Raw genomic sequence first — 17,725 nt, forward strand, 5'->3', positions numbered from 1 at the left:
CATGTGCGCGCCGTCAGCACCAGAACCGCCGGACCCCAAAGAGACTTCCGCAGCCTCGACCGCCACGAATGTCGGCACCGCGATTGCCAACGCCAACCTCGGCAACGTCAATCAGGTGACGCCCGATGGCTCGCTGACCTATTCTCAGACGGGAACCTATAAATGGAATGACCCCTATACGGGCAAGTCCTACGACATCCCGACTTACACGGCCACGCAGGCGCTGTCAGGCACCAGCCAGGCGATCAAGGATCAGACCGACCAGGCGAAGCTTAATCTGGGCGAACTGGCGGCCGGCCAGTCCGGGTTCCTGAAGGATTGGCTTGCGAAGCCTGTTGATCTGTCCAACGACGCCACGGAAGCGCGGTTGATGGATCTCGGCATGAAGCGGCTTCAGCCGGCGCTGGACGCTCGTCGACAGGCCAATGAGGCCGACTTGATCAACCGCGGCATCCGCCCCGGCTCGGACAACTACGCCCAGGCGCAGAACATCCAGGACCAAGGCGAAAATGACGCGTACAACTCGCTGCTGCTGAGCGGTCGCGGTCAGGCCGTCCAGGAGGCTTTGGCCCAGAATTCGGCGCCGATCAACAACCTCACGGCCTTGCTGTCTGGCTCACAGGTCAGTCAGCCCAATTTCGTCAACGCAAACATGCCGACGATCCCGACCACGGACACCGCCGGGTTGATCAACACGAACTACAATCAGAAGCTCCAGGCATGGCAGCAGGATCAGGCCAACAGCAACGATCTGTTCGGAGGTCTCTTCGGTCTCGGCGCGAACCTGATCAAATATTCAGACCGTCGATTGAAGAAGAACATCCGCGCGATCGGCACCTATGCGAACGGCCTGACCAAATACGTGTTCGAATATCTCTGGGGCGGTGGCGAACAGGTTGGCGTCATGGCCGACGAGGTTCGCGCCTATCGACCCTACGCGGTGATGAAGGTCGACGGCTTCGATGCCGTTGATTACGGGAGGGCCTTCGCATGACGGTGCAACCGAGTTTCATCTTCGGCGGGGACACTGGCGTACAGACGCCGGAAGAACTCGCGCGCCTTCGCGCCATTGCTGACGCCCTTCGCGGACCTGTGGCGCCGAAGACGGCCGGGCAGGGCCTTTCTGCGGTCGGCGAGGCTCTTGGCTACCGTTTGGCCAACAGCAGGGCGAACAAGGCGGAAGCAGATTGGCGCAAGGGCGGCGACAGCGTGTTCTCGGCGCTGTTCGGCTCCACTGGCACCGGATCGGCGCCGGCCGCTGCTGGCGGGGCACCCACGGCCGATAGCGGCAGCGTTGCAACGCCCAGCCAGGGCGGCGCCGCTGGACCGGCTCCAGACCTGTCAGGCAACGATATCTATTCCAGTTTCATGGACACGGTGAAATCGAAGGTCACCAACCCCAATGGCCTCGCCGCCGTCGCGTCGACTGCGAACGCCGAAAGCCGGTTCAATCCGAAGAATGCATTCGGCTCATGGTCCGATCCGAGCGAAAGCGGTCAGGCCGGCACGGCCGGTGGCATCTTGTCCTGGCGCGGCCCGCGTTTCGAGGCCATGCGGCAATTCGCGGCCAAGAACGGCGGCGATCCCAACAGTCCTTCGCCGAAACTCCAGGCGCAGTTTTTCCTTCAGGAAGATCCGGGGCTGATCGATCGGCTGAACGCGGCGAAGTCGCCGACCGAAGCCCAGCAGATCATGAACAACGCATGGAAGTTTGCGGGCTACAATCGGCCGGGCGGTGAGGCTGCACGGCGTATCGCACAAGCCAATTCGTTCGCCTCGCGGTTCACCGGGTCTGACGCACAACCGGTGAAGGTGGCGAGCCTTGATCCGGCCGCTGGAATGGCACCGGCAGCAGGCAGCGCCGTTGCCAATGCTCTGGTCGCTCCTGCCGTCTCAGGACCGCAGCAGACACCCGCGCAAGCCCTGTCGGGCGCTCCTGTGCCCACGCCGGCCCCGCGCGTCGTGCAGTCTCCCCGTGCCTCTGATGGCGGCGGTCTTCCGGTCAACGCGCCGGCACCTGGCTCAATCCGCAAGGGACCGGACGGCAAGACGTATCAGTATGCCGAGACGAAAGGCATGGCAGGCGCGACAGGCGATTTCGGATGGATTCCGGTCAACACTGGTGCGGCGCCGGCCGCTCAGGGCGGTGTTCAGGTCGCCGGTGGCGGCCCTCCGGTCCAGCAGCTCATGCAGGCCGCGACCGATCCTCGGTTGAGCCCCGAACAGCGAGGCGTTGTCAGCATGCTCCTGAAAAAGAAGATGGACGAAGCCGACCCGGCCACGCAGATGGAGATGGAGAAGAACCGGCTCGAAATGGAAAAGACCCGGATCGAGACGGAACGCCTGCAAAATCCGCAGATGACGCCGGCCGAAAAGGCTCGCCTCGATCTGGATGAACGCAAGTACGAGGCAGACAAGAACAAGCTGATTGAAGTGGGCGGCACGTTGGTCGACCCGAACACGCACCAGCCTGTCTACACCGGCCCGCAAACCGATTGGGAGAAGCTGGACGACGGAACGCTTTACAATAAGCGCACCGGCGAAACGAAGGCTGTGACCTCTGGCGACTCCAACGCCGGCAAGTTCCGGTTCAAGGGCAATTCTGTTGAGGCACAGTCGCTCAATGGGCTGATGGATACCGGGGATCTGACAGAGGAGCAGGCCCAGCAGCTCGGCGCCGGCAAGACGATCACCGGCCCGAACGGTGAAATGCTGTTCCTGACCCCGCAAGGTGTATTTGGCCAGGCCGGCAAGGACGCTCCCGCAGTGCCGGTCGCGCCTCGCTCCGCTCCGCCGGCCGCCCCGGCTCCCGCGCCACAGGCAAGCCCGTCTGCGGCTCCTCCTGCTCCTGTGGCCCCGTCTGCCCCGGCACCAACTCCGGCGGCGCCTGTAAGCCCGCGCGCGGCAAACCCGGCGCCGGACCAGAATGCCGGCATCATGCCGCTGACAGGGCCGAAGACGAAGGCGCCGAACGAACAGCAGCAGCGAGACGCCAAGCTTTATTCCGTCGTCGCCCCGGAACTCGGCATCGTGGAGAAGAATTTCGACGCGCTGTCCAATCTGTCGGACCAGGCGCTTTCAGCCGTTCCGCACGGCTCGGACTATGGCGCCGACTATCTGAAATCGGAGGATTATCAGCGCGCATCGAACTCGCTGAAGACCATCATTGCTTCCTACCTCTATAGTGTGTCGGGTGCGACCGCCGCGCCGGCCGAGGTTGAAAACCAAGCCTCTATCCTGACACCGAAGCCGGGCGAGGCGAAAGCGTCTGTCGCGGACAAGCTGGCGCGGGTCAGGGCAATGGTCGAGGCGATCAAAGGGGGCAGCACAGTCGCGGCTCCAGGTGGCGCCACCAGCGGGAACGGCGGCACGACCAGCAACGGCCTCAACTGGAGCATTGAACCCTGATGGCAACGCTCAACATCCAGGGCCGCAAGGTCAAGGTCGACGATGCCTTTCTGTTGATGACGCCCGATCAGCAGAATGCAGCGGTCGAGGAAATCGCCAAGTCCCTGCCGGCGGGGCCTGGCGGTGACGTGGCGGCGGCCGACGAGCGCGCGAAGGCTGGCTTTGCCAAGGCGCGGCAGATCATGGACAGCGGCGGCCCGACGCCTGACGGCGGCCACAAGGTGCCAGACTATCACCCTCCAGGCTTCGATATGGGCGCCGGTGGCACATTCCTGACCTCGACGGGCGAGGGCGTTCCTATCGCCGGCCCACTCATCGACAAGGGCCTTACCGCTGCATCTGCCGGGATCGGATCACTTCTCACCGGCGAGCCTTATGACAAGGTGCACGGCGACATGTCCCAGATGCTGGAGACGAGCCGTGCGGCTCACCCTGTCGCCAAGACGCTGGGCAATGTCACCGGTGCGGTTGCTGGAACGTTGCCGGCGATGATGGCGGCCCCGGAGGCATTCGGCATCGGCGTTGCGTCGAAGCCTCTGCAGTACGGTCTTAGCGCGCTCTCCGGCGCTGCGATCAACGGTGCAGATTCCGCGGTTCGCTCGGGTGGCGACACGAGGGAGGCGATCAAGGGTGGTATCATTGGTGGCGGCCTTGGATTGGCCGCACCGATCCTCGCGCCGCTCGTCGGCAAGGGCGTCAAAGCTGTAGCCGACAATCTGCACATCGGGGCGGTAGCGCGGGCTCTCGGATTGGACAAGAGCGCGACCAAGGTATTGGCGGATGCTGTTCGGCAGGACGGCGTAGATCCCGCCGCGCTGTCCCAACTCGGCGACAATGGCATGCTGATGGATCTTGGCCCGAACATGCGGCACACGGCTGGTGCAATCGCGGCCACTCCGGGCGAAGGCAAGGCTATCGTCCGTGGCGCCATCGGTGCCCGTGATGCCGACGCCAACTGGCGCATTCGTTCGGCCTTGAATGAGACGCTTGGCGAGGCGCCCACGCCGTCGCGCATCATCGGTAGGGCCGATCAGAACCAGATGCGCTTGCAGCCTGAATATCGGGATGCACTGCGCGATGCCTCAGATGTCGATACAGCACCGATTGCCCGCTACCTTGATGCGGAAGCCCAGACGCTGCGCGGAGATGCGCAGCGGGGCATCCAGCGCATCCGAGGCATGCTCAACTATGTTCCCACCGGAGAGGAAGCCGCTCGAGCCAGGGCATTGGGCCAACCAGTGCAAGGCGGGCTGATCTATGACGCCGGCACGCTGCTGAACACGCGGCAGGCCGTCGACGACCTTCTTCAGACAACGCAGGGCAGCAACGCCATTAATGCGCTCCAGACTGCGCGGCAAGCCATTGACGACGAGCTTGCCGCCAAGGTGCCAGGCCTTAAGGCGGTGGACGCCAAATATGCCGAACTGGCCCGCCAGAAAGAAGCGGTTCAGCGCGGTCAAACGGTCCTGTCCAGCGGCCGGGAAGCTCCCCGCCCGGATGAACTCGCGGCCGAGGTGCAACAGGGCGCGCTGCCGCAAGGTTTGCAAGTAGGGCCGTCGGCGGTGCCGGTTCGCTTGCGTGAGGGTGCCCGGGCCGAGATTGAGCGCATCGTGGGCACCAACGCGAACGACCGCGTGGCGCTTCAGCGTCTGATCAAAGGTGAGGGTGACTGGAACCGCGCTCGCCTCTCGACGCTGTTCGGTTCGGAGAAAGCGCAGGCGATCATCAGTCTGCTCGATCGGGAAAAGCTGTTTGCCGACACGTCGAACATCGTCACGCGCAATTCGGAAACGGCTGCGCGTCTCGCTGCCCGCGAAGCGATCGACCCCGGCAACGCGCCCGGGTTCGGCGTGCGCGAGGGCTTCATTGCCGGAGGCGCGCGCGGCGCGGCGCGAGCCGCAGGCATGCGGACGGTGGATAAGGTCATTGAAGCCCTTAGCAATGGCGGGAATGAAAAGGCGGTGGCAGATATGGCGCGCACCCTGACTGGTGGCCCTCGGCAGAGTGCCGTGCTGGATGCCCTTATGAAGGCCGGCCGGGGATCTCGCCTTCACCGGTCACAGGTCGATCGAGTGGCGCGCACGCTCCTGCTCAGCGGCCCCGCTGCGGCCGACCGCCCGTGAACGCCGCTCCCGGCTGTCTTCATAGAACCAGATCAGCCACATCACGACCAGGCCGACCATCACGCCAACCATGAAGTCGGTCGAGGTTTTGCTTAGGAACCAGTCGAGGCCCTGGTGCAAGACCGCCAGCAGGGCGATGGTGATCAACGCGGCAATGATCTGAAGAACGGCGTTCCTGGACATGGGGCGGGACCATAGGGCGATTTCTCCGATTTTCAAAGCGTCCTCAATCTCTGTAAAGGCAAGTTCTTTATTCGGTGAAATAGGCTGGCCCATGTCAAAGGTACTCCTGTATGTTGCGCGCTCTTTCGGGAGGGGATTATGCGCAATTTTTTTCTGGTGGCTTTTGCCTTAGCAAGCACCGTCGTTTTTGCCGACGCGGGTAACTATGACAGTCTATATTTGATACCGAAGAATGGGACAGATCCAAAAGTAGTCGACGCGATAACAGGCACTGTGCAGCCCGTTTACGAAACGCCAGATGGAAAGAAGCCGATCGATTGCCCACCGGAGGGTTATTGGTCAGCCGCTGGTGCGTTGTTTCGATGCAAAGATGACTTCAAATTCCAACTAGTGAGCCCACGAGATCCTGCCGCGTATCCGGCCGGAGCGCTCATATTAAAGAGTTCTAATCCAGGCACCGACGACCCTGGCCCAAGCGCGCCGAAAGCGAAATAAGATGTTGAAACGTGAAGACTTCCTTGAAGATAAAAAGTATCTAAGTGCAACTATCTCTGAACTTTGCCGGTATATTGCCTTCGGCCTGCTTATCGCATTTTATACCATAAGTTCTGATAGTTCAGATTTCTCCAAGCATTTGAAAACCTACGGGGTTCTTGTGTTCCTCATAGGCTTCTGCAGCGCGATGGCCATACTTTGTGATTACCTTCAATACGTATTTGGCTTAATGACTGTGGAAAAGGCGCTTGCGAAGAAGGTCTATGAGTACGACGACGCATCGGGCGCCTATTGGGGGAGAAAGGCCGCATTTGAGGCCAAGCAAGTTTTTGTAGGAGTAGGCGCGCTATCACTGGTCCTCATGGTTCTGGTGGCTACTTTCGCGAGGCGGTGACGGTCTTTGGCAAATGATAAGGACGCTGCCCGGCGGGGCAGCCATTCTCATTTTCGTCGCGGGAACTCAATAACCTTCGCCTCGGACTCCAGCTCCAGCGGGTCATGGCCTGGCCCTTCATGGTACAACACCTGGCGTAGGTCGCGCTGGTCGACACGCTGGCCGCAATAGGGGCAGGGGTAAAAGTTGTCTCCCTCGCTGGCGGGTTCGCCGCCGTGGCGCTTGCCGGGAATAGGCGGGCCAAGGTCTGACAGCTTTGTCATGCCGCAGGAATTAGCCGATGGGGCCGGGATTTTGTCGCCCTGCCGCTGCTAAGCTGTTGGCGGGGTTTCAGATAGGTCGCAAAAATCGACAGCTTCTTTTCGTAGCCAATTCGGACCATCGCTTGGCACCCGTCGCACCTGAAGGCTCCAATTGTACGGAGCCAGGATCCGAATCTTACAATTGGTTGCGAACAGACCGGACAGTGGAATTCCATCAGCACATTGCTCAGTTCGTCGGATAAAGCCATTTCGTCGTTCTCCCAACCCGGCGCCCCACCGGTTGGACTCAAGCAAGAATGCCGCAATATGTTCCAATATGTTCCAATGTGGGCCTTCTGGCTGGTCAGTGAAGGGACTTAGGTCCTAGCTAGGCGGTCGTGATGGAGGGGTCGGACCGCGATGCCAAATTGATTCGTCGTTTCAATTATGGAACTATTTTAGCCAAAGCTGATTGAATCGCGTTTTCGTGAGTCAGTTCATGCGTCTAGCGTTCATCGAGCCTCTGCTGCCGACCCTTGTCGACAAGCCTCCCGACGGCGACGAATGGATTCACGAAATCAAGTTCGACGGCTACCGCTCCCAAATCATCATCGACCACGACGTGCGGATCTTCACCCGCAACGGCCACAACTGGACGGCGAAGTATCGCAACCTAGTCGGGGCGGCGAAAAGGCTAGGCGTCGAAAACGCGATCATCGACGGCGAGATTGTCGTGCTCAACGAGGCTGGCCTGTCTGACTTCGCCGCGCTACGCAAGGCCATCACAAGCCGAGAGGAGGACCTCTATTTCGTGGCGTTCGACCTATTGCACCTCAACGGCCACGACCTGCGCGACATGGATCTGGAAGACCGCCGCGAGATTCTGGAAGGCCTCATAGGGCTGGACGATCATATCCAGTTCAGCCAGGCGATGCCGGGCGAAGCGAGCGCCATCTTCCACCTGATTGACGAAGCCGGCATCGAGGGAATGGTATCGAAGCGGCGCGACAGCAAATATCGCAGCGGCCGGTCGACCAGCTGGCTCAAGATCAAGAGCTATGCGGTCGAGGAGTACGACCTGCTCGGCGTCGAGCGTGAGATGGGCAAGCCAGCCTTCGCGCTCATGGCTGACCGCAAGACCGGGAAATATGTCGGATCGGCCTTTATCAACTCGAAGGGTGCGATAAGAGATCGGTTGTGGAAGCGGGTGCAGGAGCATGCCGGGCCCGCCCCAAAGGGCATGAGGCGGCCGGCGACGCAATGGGTCAAGCCTGGCATCATTGGACGGGTAAAGCACTTGCGCGGCGAGGAGGACTTGCGGCACGCTTCGTTGCAGGATTTCCGGGAGGAGGATTGATGCCTCGTCGGCTCGTATCTAGAGGCTGAAACTATACTCAAAGACGTGGCCACGCTGTTCGTCGGTCACGCGGACCCATATAGGCTCGCTGGTGCGCAGGGTAACTTCGCGCTCGGTAGCTTCCTTGGCGGCCCTTAAAGGCGTGGTTGCATTAACAAGGTGCGTTGCGGTGACGGCATCGCCGTCCATCTCCTCGACATGATATTTAGGCACTATAGCGCTCCCAGGCGTTAATCCCGACGCGCAACGTCCAGATCAGGTCTTTGTTGCAGTGATGCCTCACATCAGACCACGACACGCCCGACATCATCGACGAGATCGGTTTGGGGCCGTGGGATCTGTTTGACGTTTGATAGCGGCATCACGCTTCGGAGCATTGACCCTGTCGAGAAAGGTCTGAAGAGCGAGCACCATGGTCCTGGCGCCTTGCTTACTAAGTCCGAACTTGGTGACGCCGTCCACCGTCAACAGTCCGACAATGCACCTCGTCGGTCGCGGGTCGTCACCATCAATATCGATCGTGCAACCATAAACGGTCGGCAACATATGGTTCTTCTGTCGCTTTGCCATCGTGAGACCTCACAGGTAGCGCTCGCCGTCGTCTCGATGGTCCAAACAGAACCAATGCGTGGCTTGGCGGGGTCGGGAAAAACCAAAACCGGCGTGTTTCGAGCAGCCGGGGTGTTCGCACATATGTCCCAGCACTTTCGCGCGCTCTCTCGGCGCCGGCGTCATGCCGTCGGCAAGCTTTGCTGGTTCGTCGCTCATGCGCGATAGATTCCACAACACGGCTTGACGGGCAAGGAATTTGTTCCTTTTCTGTTCTCAGGTGGGGCGACTATCGAGAGGTGTCGCAATGGCTAGGTCGAAACCGTCAAAGCAATTATCAGAGACTGAAATCGCAACTTTCCTTACAGCGGCGGAAGCGCTTCATAGGAGCATTGTGAAGCCGTTTATATCTCCACATTGTGACCACTACAGGCAGACGCACGTCCTGCATGAAGTGCTGCTGAAGGCGGTGAGGGATGTGACCGGGAAGGAAGTTGAGTTCATTCAATGGCACACCACGGGACCGGTTAGATCGCCTGAGGCTGGCTAGTCCGCACTTGGATAGAAATGGCCGGCGCCTGGTTGGGAGCGTTGGGGGCTTTGGGCAAGGCGCCGGCCGAGCGGGGATCGTATCCGCCGCCATTGAATGATGATCGATTCTCACACGCGTCGTTATGGTGTGATCGCGGAAGACGTACCTGCCCGGAAGCGACGACTCGCGCTCATAGCTTCTTGAGCCTGACGCCTGGGCTACCGTGATTCAAAAACTCGATGCCCGCTTCCTCAAGAACGGTCATCACGGCGCGCACCTTGTCCAGACCGCTGGTCAGCCCCTCGGCGCCCTTCTTTTCCATCGCGCTTATCGTGTTGATGTTGACGCCTGCCCGTTTGGCCAGCGTCCCTTGATCCATGTCAGCGAGCGCCCGAGCAGCGCGAAGCTGGTTTCCTGTAGTGAGCATGTTATGTCCCCATATCGGTAGACTAGGAATATTTCATAGTTTGCTGTTGACGGCAAGCGAATTGCGGTTCATGGTTAACTAGTAAATGCAACTAGTCTATAGGGAACCAAACACATGCCGAACGTACCTGTTCGGGCTGCCGCCGAAGGCATGCCCAATCTCAGCCGCCGCCGCCTCCTGCTTGGCCTCGCCGCTGCATCTACTGCCGCCGCAGTTGGAACCGTCGCCGCTCATGCTGGCGCAAAGGCCGCGCCGGTAGAGAACCCCGATCTGATTGCTATCGGCAATCTGACCCCGGCAATCGAACAGGCTTATGTCGATGCCTGGGAGCATGAGGAAAGTGTCGTTCGGAAATGGGCGCCGAAATGGCCAACTGCGCCGGCAGCGCTTACAGCGAAGCCTTCCCATTCAAGCGAGCTTGAGCGTGATTTCTTCGGCGCGCATCACGGGCGACACATTTACACCAGTGATTATTTTGAATGGCGGCTTGACCGGGCCGGCCGCGCTTTGAAAAGCCGTTCGACATCGCCGGGTTCGACGCGTGATGGCTGGCGGGCAGATTTTGATGAAGCGTCTCGGCTGCTCGTCGTTGCCAAAAAATATGAGCGCCGGACGGCTAGCATACAAAAGGCTTCCGGCTATACGTCGGCTTGGAAGGCTCGGCATGCAGCCGCGCAAGCCCTCGCCGCCCATATCACTGCCGTTCTGGATCAGCCCGACATCACCATTGAAGGGATGCTGATCAAGGCTGAAGCATTGGCTGTATGGGGAAGGGTACCCGAAAAGGACCGTATCTGGGCCGCCGTCGATCGCAAGCGGAACTGGCACGGGCAGATTGCGGAGTCCGTCCTCCGCCATGCGAAAGGCGGTGTCGCATGACACGGCCTGTCCTTAGCAAGCAGTATCCTGGCAACGAAGCTGTTGACGTGATGGATCATGCACTTGACCTCATCCGGGTCACGCGGCTGGCCATCAACGCCTATGAGGCCGACCCTTCGAACGTCTCCGCGAAGGAAATGGCATCGATCGCTTATGTCCTCATCTATGCCCAAGACTTGCTGGAGCCGCTTCGGGAGCATCTGAACAAGGCGGGCGCGGCATGAATGCGCGCGCCCGCCTTTCAGACCCGACTGTCCGCCGCTCGATCGAGGACGAAATCGAACGCCTGATCTCTCTGCTCGACTTCGTGGAGCCTGACCCGGATCTAGAGCCGTACCTAGCTGGCGGCATCGAGATTGTCGGGACTGATGACAGAGAGCAAGATGATTGCGACCTAGAAGAGCAGCACGACGCCGAAGGGTTTTGCCCGGAGGACTATGGCGATGGTCAGGCATGGTCAAACGATGCTGAACTCCCGCAAGAGGGGCAGGAATGGCAAACTGATCCGTGGGCTCGACTAACCCCGCGTCGACGCGCCCGCGCCTGACAATGCCTCGTGTTCTTTAAGCCCGCTGCCTCTCGGTAGCGGGCTTTCGTTATTGGGGGCTAACTGCGGGATCAGCGGGCATAAGCGATACCGCGCCCTTGCGAAGGCCGCAGCACCGGCCCCCAAATCTGTGATGGTCAAGGATCCCGCCAAACACCGCGAAGAGCAGCGACGATACAGGGCCAAACACCTTGAAAAGATTCGAGCAAAGGAGCGAGAGCCGGCATTCAGAGAAAGAAAGAAGCAATGGATGATTGATCACCCAGAGACGATGGCTGAGTCGCGGCGAAAGTACCGGGCCAAGCACAAAGAGGCGATCGACGCCTACAACGGTGCTTGGAGACTAGCTCATCGTGAACACATAGCGGAGTACCAGCGTAAACGTTATCCCGAGAAGCGCGACGCCATCTTGGCCCAAGGTCGAGCGTACAAGCTTGTGAACCGCGACAAGGTTCGGAGGCAAGAGGCCGCTCATCGGCTCGTAAAGAAATCCATCAACGCCATCCGGCACAACCCCGAGGACGTCTATCGCGTAGTCAGCCGGGCGGTCAGCGCCGCACTACCCCGGTTCATGCGTGACGACGTCATCAACTCCATGCTCCTGGCCGTACTGGAAGGCGAATTGCTCCTGCAGAACGTCGCCGCTCGCGTAAAAGACTACCTTGGTCGCTACAACCAGCAGTACGACACTTTCAAAACGCTATCGCTCGATGCGCCGATGGGAGGCACGGACCTCAGACGAATCGATTTGCTGGAAGCGCCGGCACCATATGAGCCCGAAGAGGACGAGGAAGACCCCGACATGGTGATGCTCCGGGGAGGCCAATCGCTGTGGCGATGACCGATCATCATCGGGAAAAGTTAGGAATTGAGTTAGGAATACAATAGGGTAATGGCGAATTTCATCGCCTTATCAATGCGATAGCGAGATATCTGGCGGAGGGAGTGGGATTCGAACCCACGGTGAACTTGCGCCCACGCCGGTTTTCAAGACCGGTGCCTTAAACCGCTCGGCCATCCCTCCAAGCAATTGCAATCATTGCGCTTTTGACAATTTGCGTGGGGCCATGGAATGCCCGTTGCTACGCAGTTTGCAACTGTTTGCCTTTTCGCTCGCTGCTTATAGCGGCCTGAAGCGCAACGTCAACTTGCTCCGCTGCATCTGTCGTAAGCACATGAGTTGTCCGGATTAGGCAGCACATGAGTTGTCCGGTTTTATCGCCAGCGAATGGAGGCTGGGGATGGCCCAGGCGCTCGCTATCTTCGGGTGGGTGCCGGCTGAAAGCATCTGTGTAGCGTGGGTATGCCGAAGGTCGTGGACGCGCGGCAGCGGCGGACCGAGGGTCTAAATATTCGCTTGCGCTAATATAAAAGTGACGTAACGTCACTCCCCAGCATCTTGGGGATGCGCAACCGTGGGGAAGTACGATGAGAGTGATCTTGTTTTGCGCGGCACTCGTGATCGCTGCGACTGGTGTCGCCGTTGCCAAGGAGAAGAAGGTCGCGGTCAGCGATGCAGCGGCCCTGTGCTCTACGAAACATTCGAGCAAGAAGCCGAGGCCGGAGTTGGACTGCAACTTGACCGGAACAACTAAATTGCCGGGTGGAACAACGCCGGAAAAGCCACGCCTGGGATACGACGCCAATCCGTGGATCATGACTGGCCTTTAAAGCCGGGCTTAGGCGGACAGCGGAGTGAAGCACTTCAGGACCGGTGCGGCCGGCTGGACGAAACTGTTCAGGCCGTACGTCCTTTACGCACCCTTACGAATCCGTAAGTCGCGCATATGGGCATTGTCTCGTAGGCTGCAGGTCGGAGCGGCGATGCCCGTCGATGCTCCACGGGGTGTGCACAGACCACCCTACAGCCCGTTGCCTTTGCCTGCCCCCCAAGCTTGGCAACGGGCTGATCCCATCACCATCAGAGGCTCCCGATTCTTATCGTCGGCCATCAGGCTCGCGCCGGGCTCTACGCAAGCCCCGCTCATCACTGCCCGTTTCGCGCAGTTTGATCGACGACGTTTGAGCGAGGAAAAGCGCTGGTTCACGCAGCAAGCGCCGTCACAATCTTGCCCGGTTCCGGCCACAATCGGTTAATATCGTGATAAACAATTCCTGCGCACAAAGGATCGGGGTTCAGGGCGTCGTTGATATCGTCGAGTGAGTGCTTTGGCTCCTCTGTTGTTGAAACGACGGCGTCTTGATTGAGACTGTAGGGGATTTCAGGAAAATGCAGGCTACGACGCGCCCGCGTCTTCGTCGCGCTTCCACGCTTACGCTGCTTGCTGCGTCGGCTGCCTTGCTGGCAGCCTGCGCGTCGCAGCCCGAGCCGAAAGCGATGGTGAATCCCAAACCTCGTTCCAAGGAATATTTCGCCGAGACCGAATATGGCGTGAAGGCGAGCCCGCGCGCCAACTTCATGCGGCGCGGCGGTGGTCGCGACCAGCTCGGCAAGCCCTACCAGGTTCGCGGCAAGTGGTACTATCCCAAGGAAGATCGGCATTACGCGAAGGTCGGCCTGGCCTCCTGGTATGGCGACGCCTTCCATGGCCGGCTGACCGCCAATGGCGAAGTGTATGACACAGCGCAACTGACCGCCGCGCATCCGACCATGCCGCTGCCGAGTTACGCCCGTGTCACCAACCTCGACACCGGCAGTTCGGTCATCGTGCGCGTCAACGACCGCGGGCCGTATCATGAGGGCCGCATTATCGACGTCTCGGAGCGCGCGGCGCAGATGCTCGACTATGACAAGGTCGGCACCGCGAAGGTCAAGGTCGAATATGTCGGTCGCGCACCGCTCGACGGCAATGACGATCAGTATTTGATGGCATCCTACCATCCGGGCAACCGGATTCCGGATCCGTCGGATGGCCTGCCGACCGGTGTCATGGTGGCCATGAACGGACCGTCGCCAAGTCTGCCCGTGGGTGCGGCAGCCGTACCGTTTCCGGGTCAGTTGACGAATTCCGGTGAGGCGTTCGCCACGCAGCCGGCTCTGTCGGCGCAGGCACCGGCTTTAGGCGACCTGGCGCTGCCTGACTTCGGACCGATCGTTCCCTCGCGCCCGGAAATCGGCCTGCCGCCGCAGTCGCCATTCGCGATTGCCTCGCTGTCCTACGCGGATGAACGCGTGCGGCGCGGGGATGTCTTTGCCGCACTGGACGACAACGGCATGTCACCCGCCGACATCCTGCGGTCGTGGAAAAAGTCCAGTCCGCAAGCAGCGCCGTCCAGCGCCGACTATGTCGCCGCCGGCACGTTCGACGACGCCGCGGAAGCCAAGCGCGTGGCAGCAGCACTTCAACCCTTCGGCAGAACGGAGATCCAGCGTTCCGATCTCGACGGCAATGATTGGTACGCGGTCAATCTCTATCCGAATGGCCATGGCGGGCTGGACGAGTTGCTGCAGGCGGCATGGTCGCACGGCGCGCCCGACGCACTGGCCGTGCGCAACTGATTCACGAGCCGGTTTTCCGCTGAACAGTTGATCCGTCCCGGAAAAAGCCCGATAGTTTCGCGGGCTTGCCGGAGGGACCGGCCAACGGGTCGAATTTCATGCAGTTTCGCTTGCTTCAGCCTTTTGCCGGGTTTTTTCTTCTCGGTCTCCTGATTTCCCTTGCTCCAGCCCACGCGCAGCTTTTCGAGACCAAGGCCACACAGGCCTTCATGATCGATGCCGATACCGGCACGGTGCTGTTCTCGAAAGATGCCGACAAGCCGATCCCGCCGGCCTCGATGGCCAAGCTGATGACCATGGAAGTGGTTTTCAACGCCATCAAATCCGGGCGGCTCAAGCTCGACGACACGTTCGTGGTGAGCGAAAACGCCTGGCGCAAGGGCGGCGCGCCGTCGGGAACATCGACGATGTTCGCCAAGCTCAAATCGGCGATCCGGCTCGAGGACCTGATCCAGGGCGTGACCGTGCAGGCAGCCAATGACGGCTGCATCGTCATCGCCGAAGGCATGGCCGGGTCAGAGGATAATTTTGCCGCGCAGATGACCGAGCGTGCCCGCCAGATCGGCCTCAAGACATCGACCTTCGTCAATTCGACCGGCCTGCCGGCCGATGGCCAGCAGACGACCGTGCGCGAACTGGCGCAGCTGGCCCTGCATTTGTGGCGCGATTACCCGGATTTCTATCGCTACTATGGCCTGAAGGATTTCACCTGGAACAAGATCTCGCAGAGGAACCGCAACCCGCTGCTGACCATGGATATCGGTGCCGATGGTCTGGCGGTCGGTGCAAGCGAGGCGTCCGGCTTCGGCATCGTCGCTTCGGCCAGCCACAACGGCACGCGGGTGGTCGCGGCGATGAGCGGGTTCGCCAATGACAAGGAACGCGCCGAGGAGGCGCGGAAGCTGCTCGACTGGGGCGCGCGGTCCTTCGAGAAGACCGAGATCTTCGCCAAGGACGAGGTGGTTGGCGAGGCCCAGGTTTTTGGCGGTGCGAAATCCGGCGTGACGTTGAAGGCAAAAGGGCCGATCGCCATCTTCCTGCCGATCACCAACCGCGACAAGCTGACGGCAAGGATCGTCTATACCGGCCCGGTCGCCGCACCGGTGGAGGAGGGCCAGCCAGTGGGTGCGCTGCGCGTCTGGATCGGCGACACGCTGAGCCAGGAGACACCGCTTTTCGCCGCCGAGTCGATCGGTGTCGGCACGCTGCCACAGCGCGCACTCGATGCCGTCAAGGAACTGGCGATCGGCTGGCTGCGCTAATGCATGTCGCTCAAAAGTGGCCACGGTCTTGAGACAACGACATGCGTAAAAGCAAAAATCTGACGGCATGGACGTTTCCCCGAACGCGGACTATCTAGAGCGCAACAATCCACTCCAACATGGACAAAGGCCGTTTCGATTGGCGCGCGGATTTTTCATCACCTTCGAAGGCGGCGAGGGCGCAGGCAAGTCGACGCAGATCGAGCGGCTGGCAAGGAAGATGCGCGCCAAGAAGTATGACGTCCTCGTCACCCGCGAACCGGGCGGCTCGCCGGGCGCGGAAGCGGTCAGGCATGTGCTGCTTTCGGGTGCCGCGGAGCCATTCGGGCCGAAGATGGAAGCACTGCTCTTCGCCGCCGCCCGCTCCGACCACGTCGAGCAGGTCATCCGGCCGGCGGTCGAGCGTGGCTCTATCGTTCTTTGCGACCGCTTCCTGGATTCTTCGCGCGTCTACCAGGGCGTCACCGGCGGGATCGACCCGGCATTCATGGCTGCGCTCGAACAGGTCGCCATCAACGGCATGATGCCCGACATCACGCTGGTCTTCGATATCGATCCGGCCGAGGGCCTCCGGCGCGCGACCCTGCGGCGCGGCAGCGACGCCGGCGCCGACCGCTTCGAAAAGGAGACGCTGGCCATCCATCAGGCTCGGCGCGAGGCCTTTCTGGCAATCGCCGCAGCCGAGCCGGAACGCTGCATCGTCATCGACGCGTCCACCGATCCCGATACGGTGGAGCATGTCGTCACCGCCGCCGTGTTCGCGGCGCTGGAGGCGAGGGCGCCCGCGCGCAACAGGCAGGCCGCACCAGTATGATCTTCGAGCGCATCGCGCCGGAACAGCATGATACGCTGGATGGCGTGCCCGAGCCGGCCGAAACGCCTCGTCTGGTCGGGCACGGGCAGGCCGCCGAGATGCTCGCCGCCGCCTACCGATCCGGAAAACTGCCGCATGCTCTGATCTTCGCGGGGCCGGTCGGCATCGGCAAGGCGACACTGGCCTTTCACCTTGCGCATCACCTGCTGAAGCACCCAGACTTCGGGCAGGCGCCGGAAAGCCTGGCCGTTCCCAATCCGGGCTCGTCGCTGTTTCGCCAGATCGCGACCGGAGCACATCCGGGCGTGCTGCACCTGACCCGGCCGATGAATGACAAGACCAAGAGCTTCAAGACCGTCGTCACCGTCGACGAGATCCGCAGGGTCAGCCGCTTCCTGTCGATGACCTCGCATGATGGCAGCTACCGGGTGGTCATCGTCGATCCCGCCGACGACATGAATGCCAATGCTGCCAATGCCTTGCTTAAAAATCTTGAGGAGCCGCCGGCACGAACGCTGTTCATTCTCATCGTCCATGCGCCGGGCAGCCTGCTGCCGACGATCCGCTCGCGCTGCCAGGTGGTGCGCCTGACGCCGCTCGGCGCCGACGAGCTGCTGGCGGTGCTGGAGACCGCGGAGCCGCCGCCACCGAACGATCCGGCCGCACGGGCGGCATTGGTCGAGCGGGCAGGGGGCAGTGTGCGCAACGCGATCCTGCTGACGCAATATGGCGGGCTGGAAATCGCCCAGACACTCGATGCGCTGGTGGCGGCGGGAAAGACCGATATCGGCGGAGCCTATCGGCTCGCGGAAGTCGTCGCCGGCCGCGACCAGGCGATCCAGTTCGATATCTTCAACCGCCGCGCGCTCGACCTATTGTCGGATGCGGCAAGCCAGGCAGCACTGTCAGGCGACCTCGCACGGGCGAAAACGCTGTCGGACACTTGGCATGAGGCGCTGGACGCGATATCTGAGACCGACACCTACAATCTCGACAAGAAGCAGCACGCCTTGACCATGATCGACCGCCTGAATTCTGCGATGCGAATGTGAC

The 17,725-nt window shown here is 61.0% G+C and carries 19 protein-coding genes and 1 tRNA gene; 15 read left to right on the forward strand and 5 right to left on the reverse strand.

Annotated features, from left to right (window positions below):
* The first annotated feature begins 1 nt into the window (after position 1).
* The 3 genes from MesoLj_RS23185 to MesoLj_RS23195 are packed head-to-tail and all read left to right on the forward strand — an operon-like array spanning position 2 to position 5,531.
* Positions 2-994, forward strand: a complete 993-nt coding sequence (locus tag MesoLj_RS23185; RefSeq protein WP_202322724.1) for a tail fiber domain-containing protein — start codon at positions 2-4, stop codon at positions 992-994.
* Entirely contained in the window at positions 991-3,408 is a 2,418-nt protein-coding gene (locus MesoLj_RS23190; protein ID WP_202322725.1) for a phage tail tip lysozyme, read from the forward strand. The genes MesoLj_RS23185 and MesoLj_RS23190 overlap by 4 nt, the downstream gene beginning before the upstream one ends.
* On the forward strand, positions 3,408-5,531 hold the full coding sequence (locus MesoLj_RS23195) for a hypothetical protein (protein WP_202322726.1): 2,124 nt from the start codon (positions 3,408-3,410) through the stop codon (positions 5,529-5,531). Before MesoLj_RS23190 ends, MesoLj_RS23195 begins: the two co-directional genes overlap by 1 nt.
* Here MesoLj_RS23195 and MesoLj_RS23200 read toward each other — a convergent pair.
* Complete coding sequence (locus MesoLj_RS23200; protein ID WP_202322727.1) at positions 5,466-5,807, reverse strand: hypothetical protein; 342 nt, start codon at positions 5,805-5,807, stop codon at positions 5,466-5,468. The genes MesoLj_RS23195 and MesoLj_RS23200 overlap by 66 nt on opposite strands.
* Positions 5,808-6,210: 403 nt before the next feature.
* On the opposite strand from MesoLj_RS23200, the gene MesoLj_RS23205 reads away from it, so the two are divergent.
* A complete protein-coding gene (locus MesoLj_RS23205; protein ID WP_202322728.1) occupies positions 6,211-6,603 on the forward strand; it encodes a hypothetical protein in 393 nt (130 codons plus the stop codon).
* A 741-nt stretch (positions 6,604-7,344) separates the two neighbouring features.
* On the forward strand, positions 7,345-8,202 hold the full coding sequence (locus MesoLj_RS23210; RefSeq protein ID WP_202322729.1) for an ATP-dependent DNA ligase: 858 nt from the start codon (positions 7,345-7,347) through the stop codon (positions 8,200-8,202).
* A gap of 18 nt (positions 8,203-8,220) precedes the next feature.
* On the opposite strand, the gene MesoLj_RS23215 is transcribed toward MesoLj_RS23210, so the two are convergent.
* Both MesoLj_RS23215 and MesoLj_RS23220 read right to left on the reverse strand, forming a co-directional pair.
* Entirely contained in the window at positions 8,221-8,415 is a 195-nt protein-coding gene (locus tag MesoLj_RS23215) for a hypothetical protein (protein WP_202322730.1), read from the reverse strand.
* A 366-nt stretch (positions 8,416-8,781) separates the two neighbouring features.
* Entirely contained in the window at positions 8,782-8,970 is a 189-nt protein-coding gene (locus MesoLj_RS23220) for a hypothetical protein (RefSeq protein WP_202327621.1), read from the reverse strand.
* 88 nt (positions 8,971-9,058) lie between these two features.
* Here MesoLj_RS23220 and MesoLj_RS36385 point away from each other — a divergent pair, with 88 nt between their 5' ends.
* The gene (locus MesoLj_RS36385; RefSeq protein WP_244735150.1) at positions 9,059-9,301 is read left to right on the forward strand and encodes a hypothetical protein; all 243 of its coding nucleotides are present in this window, start codon (positions 9,059-9,061) and stop codon (positions 9,299-9,301) included.
* A gap of 172 nt (positions 9,302-9,473) precedes the next feature.
* On the opposite strand, the gene MesoLj_RS23225 is transcribed toward MesoLj_RS36385, so the two are convergent.
* Positions 9,474-9,710: a hypothetical protein gene (locus MesoLj_RS23225; RefSeq protein ID WP_202322731.1), complete on the reverse strand. Its 237-nt coding sequence runs from the start codon at positions 9,708-9,710 to the stop codon at positions 9,474-9,476.
* A gap of 114 nt (positions 9,711-9,824) precedes the next feature.
* Here MesoLj_RS23225 and MesoLj_RS23230 point away from each other — a divergent pair, with 114 nt between their 5' ends.
* The 4 genes from MesoLj_RS23230 to MesoLj_RS23245 all read left to right on the forward strand — a co-directional run bounded on the left by MesoLj_RS23230 (position 9,825) and on the right by MesoLj_RS23245 (position 11,977).
* Entirely contained in the window at positions 9,825-10,589 is a 765-nt protein-coding gene (locus MesoLj_RS23230; RefSeq protein ID WP_202322732.1) for a hypothetical protein, read from the forward strand.
* Positions 10,586-10,813, forward strand: coding sequence for a hypothetical protein (locus MesoLj_RS23235; RefSeq protein ID WP_202322733.1), 228 nt, complete (start codon positions 10,586-10,588; stop codon positions 10,811-10,813). Before MesoLj_RS23230 ends, MesoLj_RS23235 begins: the two co-directional genes overlap by 4 nt.
* Positions 10,810-11,136 carry a hypothetical protein gene (locus MesoLj_RS23240; protein ID WP_202322734.1) on the forward strand — a complete coding sequence of 109 codons (327 nt, stop codon included), beginning with the start codon at positions 10,810-10,812 and terminating at the stop codon, positions 11,134-11,136. Before MesoLj_RS23235 ends, MesoLj_RS23240 begins: the two co-directional genes overlap by 4 nt.
* A gap of 133 nt (positions 11,137-11,269) precedes the next feature.
* On the forward strand, positions 11,270-11,977 hold the full coding sequence (locus MesoLj_RS23245; RefSeq protein WP_202322735.1) for a hypothetical protein: 708 nt from the start codon (positions 11,270-11,272) through the stop codon (positions 11,975-11,977).
* A gap of 93 nt (positions 11,978-12,070) precedes the next feature.
* On the opposite strand, the gene MesoLj_RS23250 is transcribed toward MesoLj_RS23245, so the two are convergent.
* Positions 12,071-12,160 (reverse strand) — tRNA-Ser (locus MesoLj_RS23250).
* Between the two features lie 404 nt (positions 12,161-12,564).
* Between MesoLj_RS23250 and MesoLj_RS23255 the strand changes: the two genes are divergently transcribed.
* The 5 genes from MesoLj_RS23255 to MesoLj_RS23275 all read left to right on the forward strand — a co-directional run bounded on the left by MesoLj_RS23255 (position 12,565) and on the right by MesoLj_RS23275 (position 17,724).
* Complete coding sequence (locus MesoLj_RS23255) at positions 12,565-12,807, forward strand: hypothetical protein (protein ID WP_202322736.1); 243 nt, start codon at positions 12,565-12,567, stop codon at positions 12,805-12,807.
* Positions 12,808-13,366: 559 nt separating this feature from the next.
* Positions 13,367-14,596, forward strand: coding sequence for a septal ring lytic transglycosylase RlpA family protein (locus MesoLj_RS23260; protein WP_202322737.1), 1,230 nt, complete (start codon positions 13,367-13,369; stop codon positions 14,594-14,596).
* Between the two features lie 98 nt (positions 14,597-14,694).
* Positions 14,695-15,858 carry a D-alanyl-D-alanine carboxypeptidase family protein gene (locus MesoLj_RS23265; RefSeq protein WP_202322738.1) on the forward strand — a complete coding sequence of 388 codons (1,164 nt, stop codon included), beginning with the start codon at positions 14,695-14,697 and terminating at the stop codon, positions 15,856-15,858.
* Positions 15,859-15,997: 139 nt separating this feature from the next.
* Positions 15,998-16,672, forward strand: a complete 675-nt coding sequence (tmk, locus tag MesoLj_RS23270) for a dTMP kinase (RefSeq protein ID WP_202322739.1) — start codon at positions 15,998-16,000, stop codon at positions 16,670-16,672.
* Complete coding sequence (locus tag MesoLj_RS23275) at positions 16,669-17,724, forward strand: DNA polymerase III subunit delta' (RefSeq protein ID WP_202322740.1); 1,056 nt, start codon at positions 16,669-16,671, stop codon at positions 17,722-17,724. Before tmk ends, MesoLj_RS23275 begins: the two co-directional genes overlap by 4 nt.
* Position 17,725: the final 1 nt, after the last annotated feature.

It is taken from the genome of Mesorhizobium sp. 113-3-9, assembly GCF_016756515.1.
Classification (GTDB): domain Bacteria; phylum Pseudomonadota; class Alphaproteobacteria; order Rhizobiales; family Rhizobiaceae; genus Mesorhizobium.

Bases quoted from the DNA above. Each gene is read 5' to 3' on its own strand.
- MesoLj_RS23245 (WP_202322735.1), top strand. From the start codon at position 11,270: ATGGTCAAGGATCCCGCCAAACACCGCGAAGAGCAGCGACGATACAGG.
- MesoLj_RS23235 (WP_202322733.1), top strand. From the start codon at position 10,586: ATGACACGGCCTGTCCTTAGCAAGCAGTATCCTGGCAACGAAGCTGTT.
- MesoLj_RS23185 (WP_202322724.1), top strand. From the start codon at position 2: ATGTGCGCGCCGTCAGCACCAGAACCGCCGGACCCCAAAGAGACTTCC.
- MesoLj_RS23260 (WP_202322737.1), top strand. From the start codon at position 13,367: ATGCAGGCTACGACGCGCCCGCGTCTTCGTCGCGCTTCCACGCTTACG.
- MesoLj_RS23190 (WP_202322725.1), top strand. From the start codon at position 991: ATGACGGTGCAACCGAGTTTCATCTTCGGCGGGGACACTGGCGTACAG.
- MesoLj_RS23210 (WP_202322729.1), top strand. From the start codon at position 7,345: ATGCGTCTAGCGTTCATCGAGCCTCTGCTGCCGACCCTTGTCGACAAG.
- MesoLj_RS23275 (WP_202322740.1), top strand. From the start codon at position 16,669: ATGATCTTCGAGCGCATCGCGCCGGAACAGCATGATACGCTGGATGGC.
- MesoLj_RS23205 (WP_202322728.1), top strand. From the start codon at position 6,211: ATGTTGAAACGTGAAGACTTCCTTGAAGATAAAAAGTATCTAAGTGCA.
- MesoLj_RS36385 (WP_244735150.1), top strand. From the start codon at position 9,059: ATGGCTAGGTCGAAACCGTCAAAGCAATTATCAGAGACTGAAATCGCA.
- MesoLj_RS23265 (WP_202322738.1), top strand. From the start codon at position 14,695: ATGCAGTTTCGCTTGCTTCAGCCTTTTGCCGGGTTTTTTCTTCTCGGT.
- MesoLj_RS23195 (WP_202322726.1), top strand. From the start codon at position 3,408: ATGGCAACGCTCAACATCCAGGGCCGCAAGGTCAAGGTCGACGATGCC.
- MesoLj_RS23200 (WP_202322727.1), bottom strand. From the start codon at position 5,807: ATGGGCCAGCCTATTTCACCGAATAAAGAACTTGCCTTTACAGAGATT.
- MesoLj_RS23230 (WP_202322732.1), top strand. From the start codon at position 9,825: ATGCCGAACGTACCTGTTCGGGCTGCCGCCGAAGGCATGCCCAATCTC.
- MesoLj_RS23255 (WP_202322736.1), top strand. From the start codon at position 12,565: ATGAGAGTGATCTTGTTTTGCGCGGCACTCGTGATCGCTGCGACTGGT.
- MesoLj_RS23225 (WP_202322731.1), bottom strand. From the start codon at position 9,710: ATGCTCACTACAGGAAACCAGCTTCGCGCTGCTCGGGCGCTCGCTGAC.
- MesoLj_RS23240 (WP_202322734.1), top strand. From the start codon at position 10,810: ATGAATGCGCGCGCCCGCCTTTCAGACCCGACTGTCCGCCGCTCGATC.
- MesoLj_RS23220 (WP_202327621.1), bottom strand. From the start codon at position 8,970: ATGAGCGACGAACCAGCAAAGCTTGCCGACGGCATGACGCCGGCGCCG.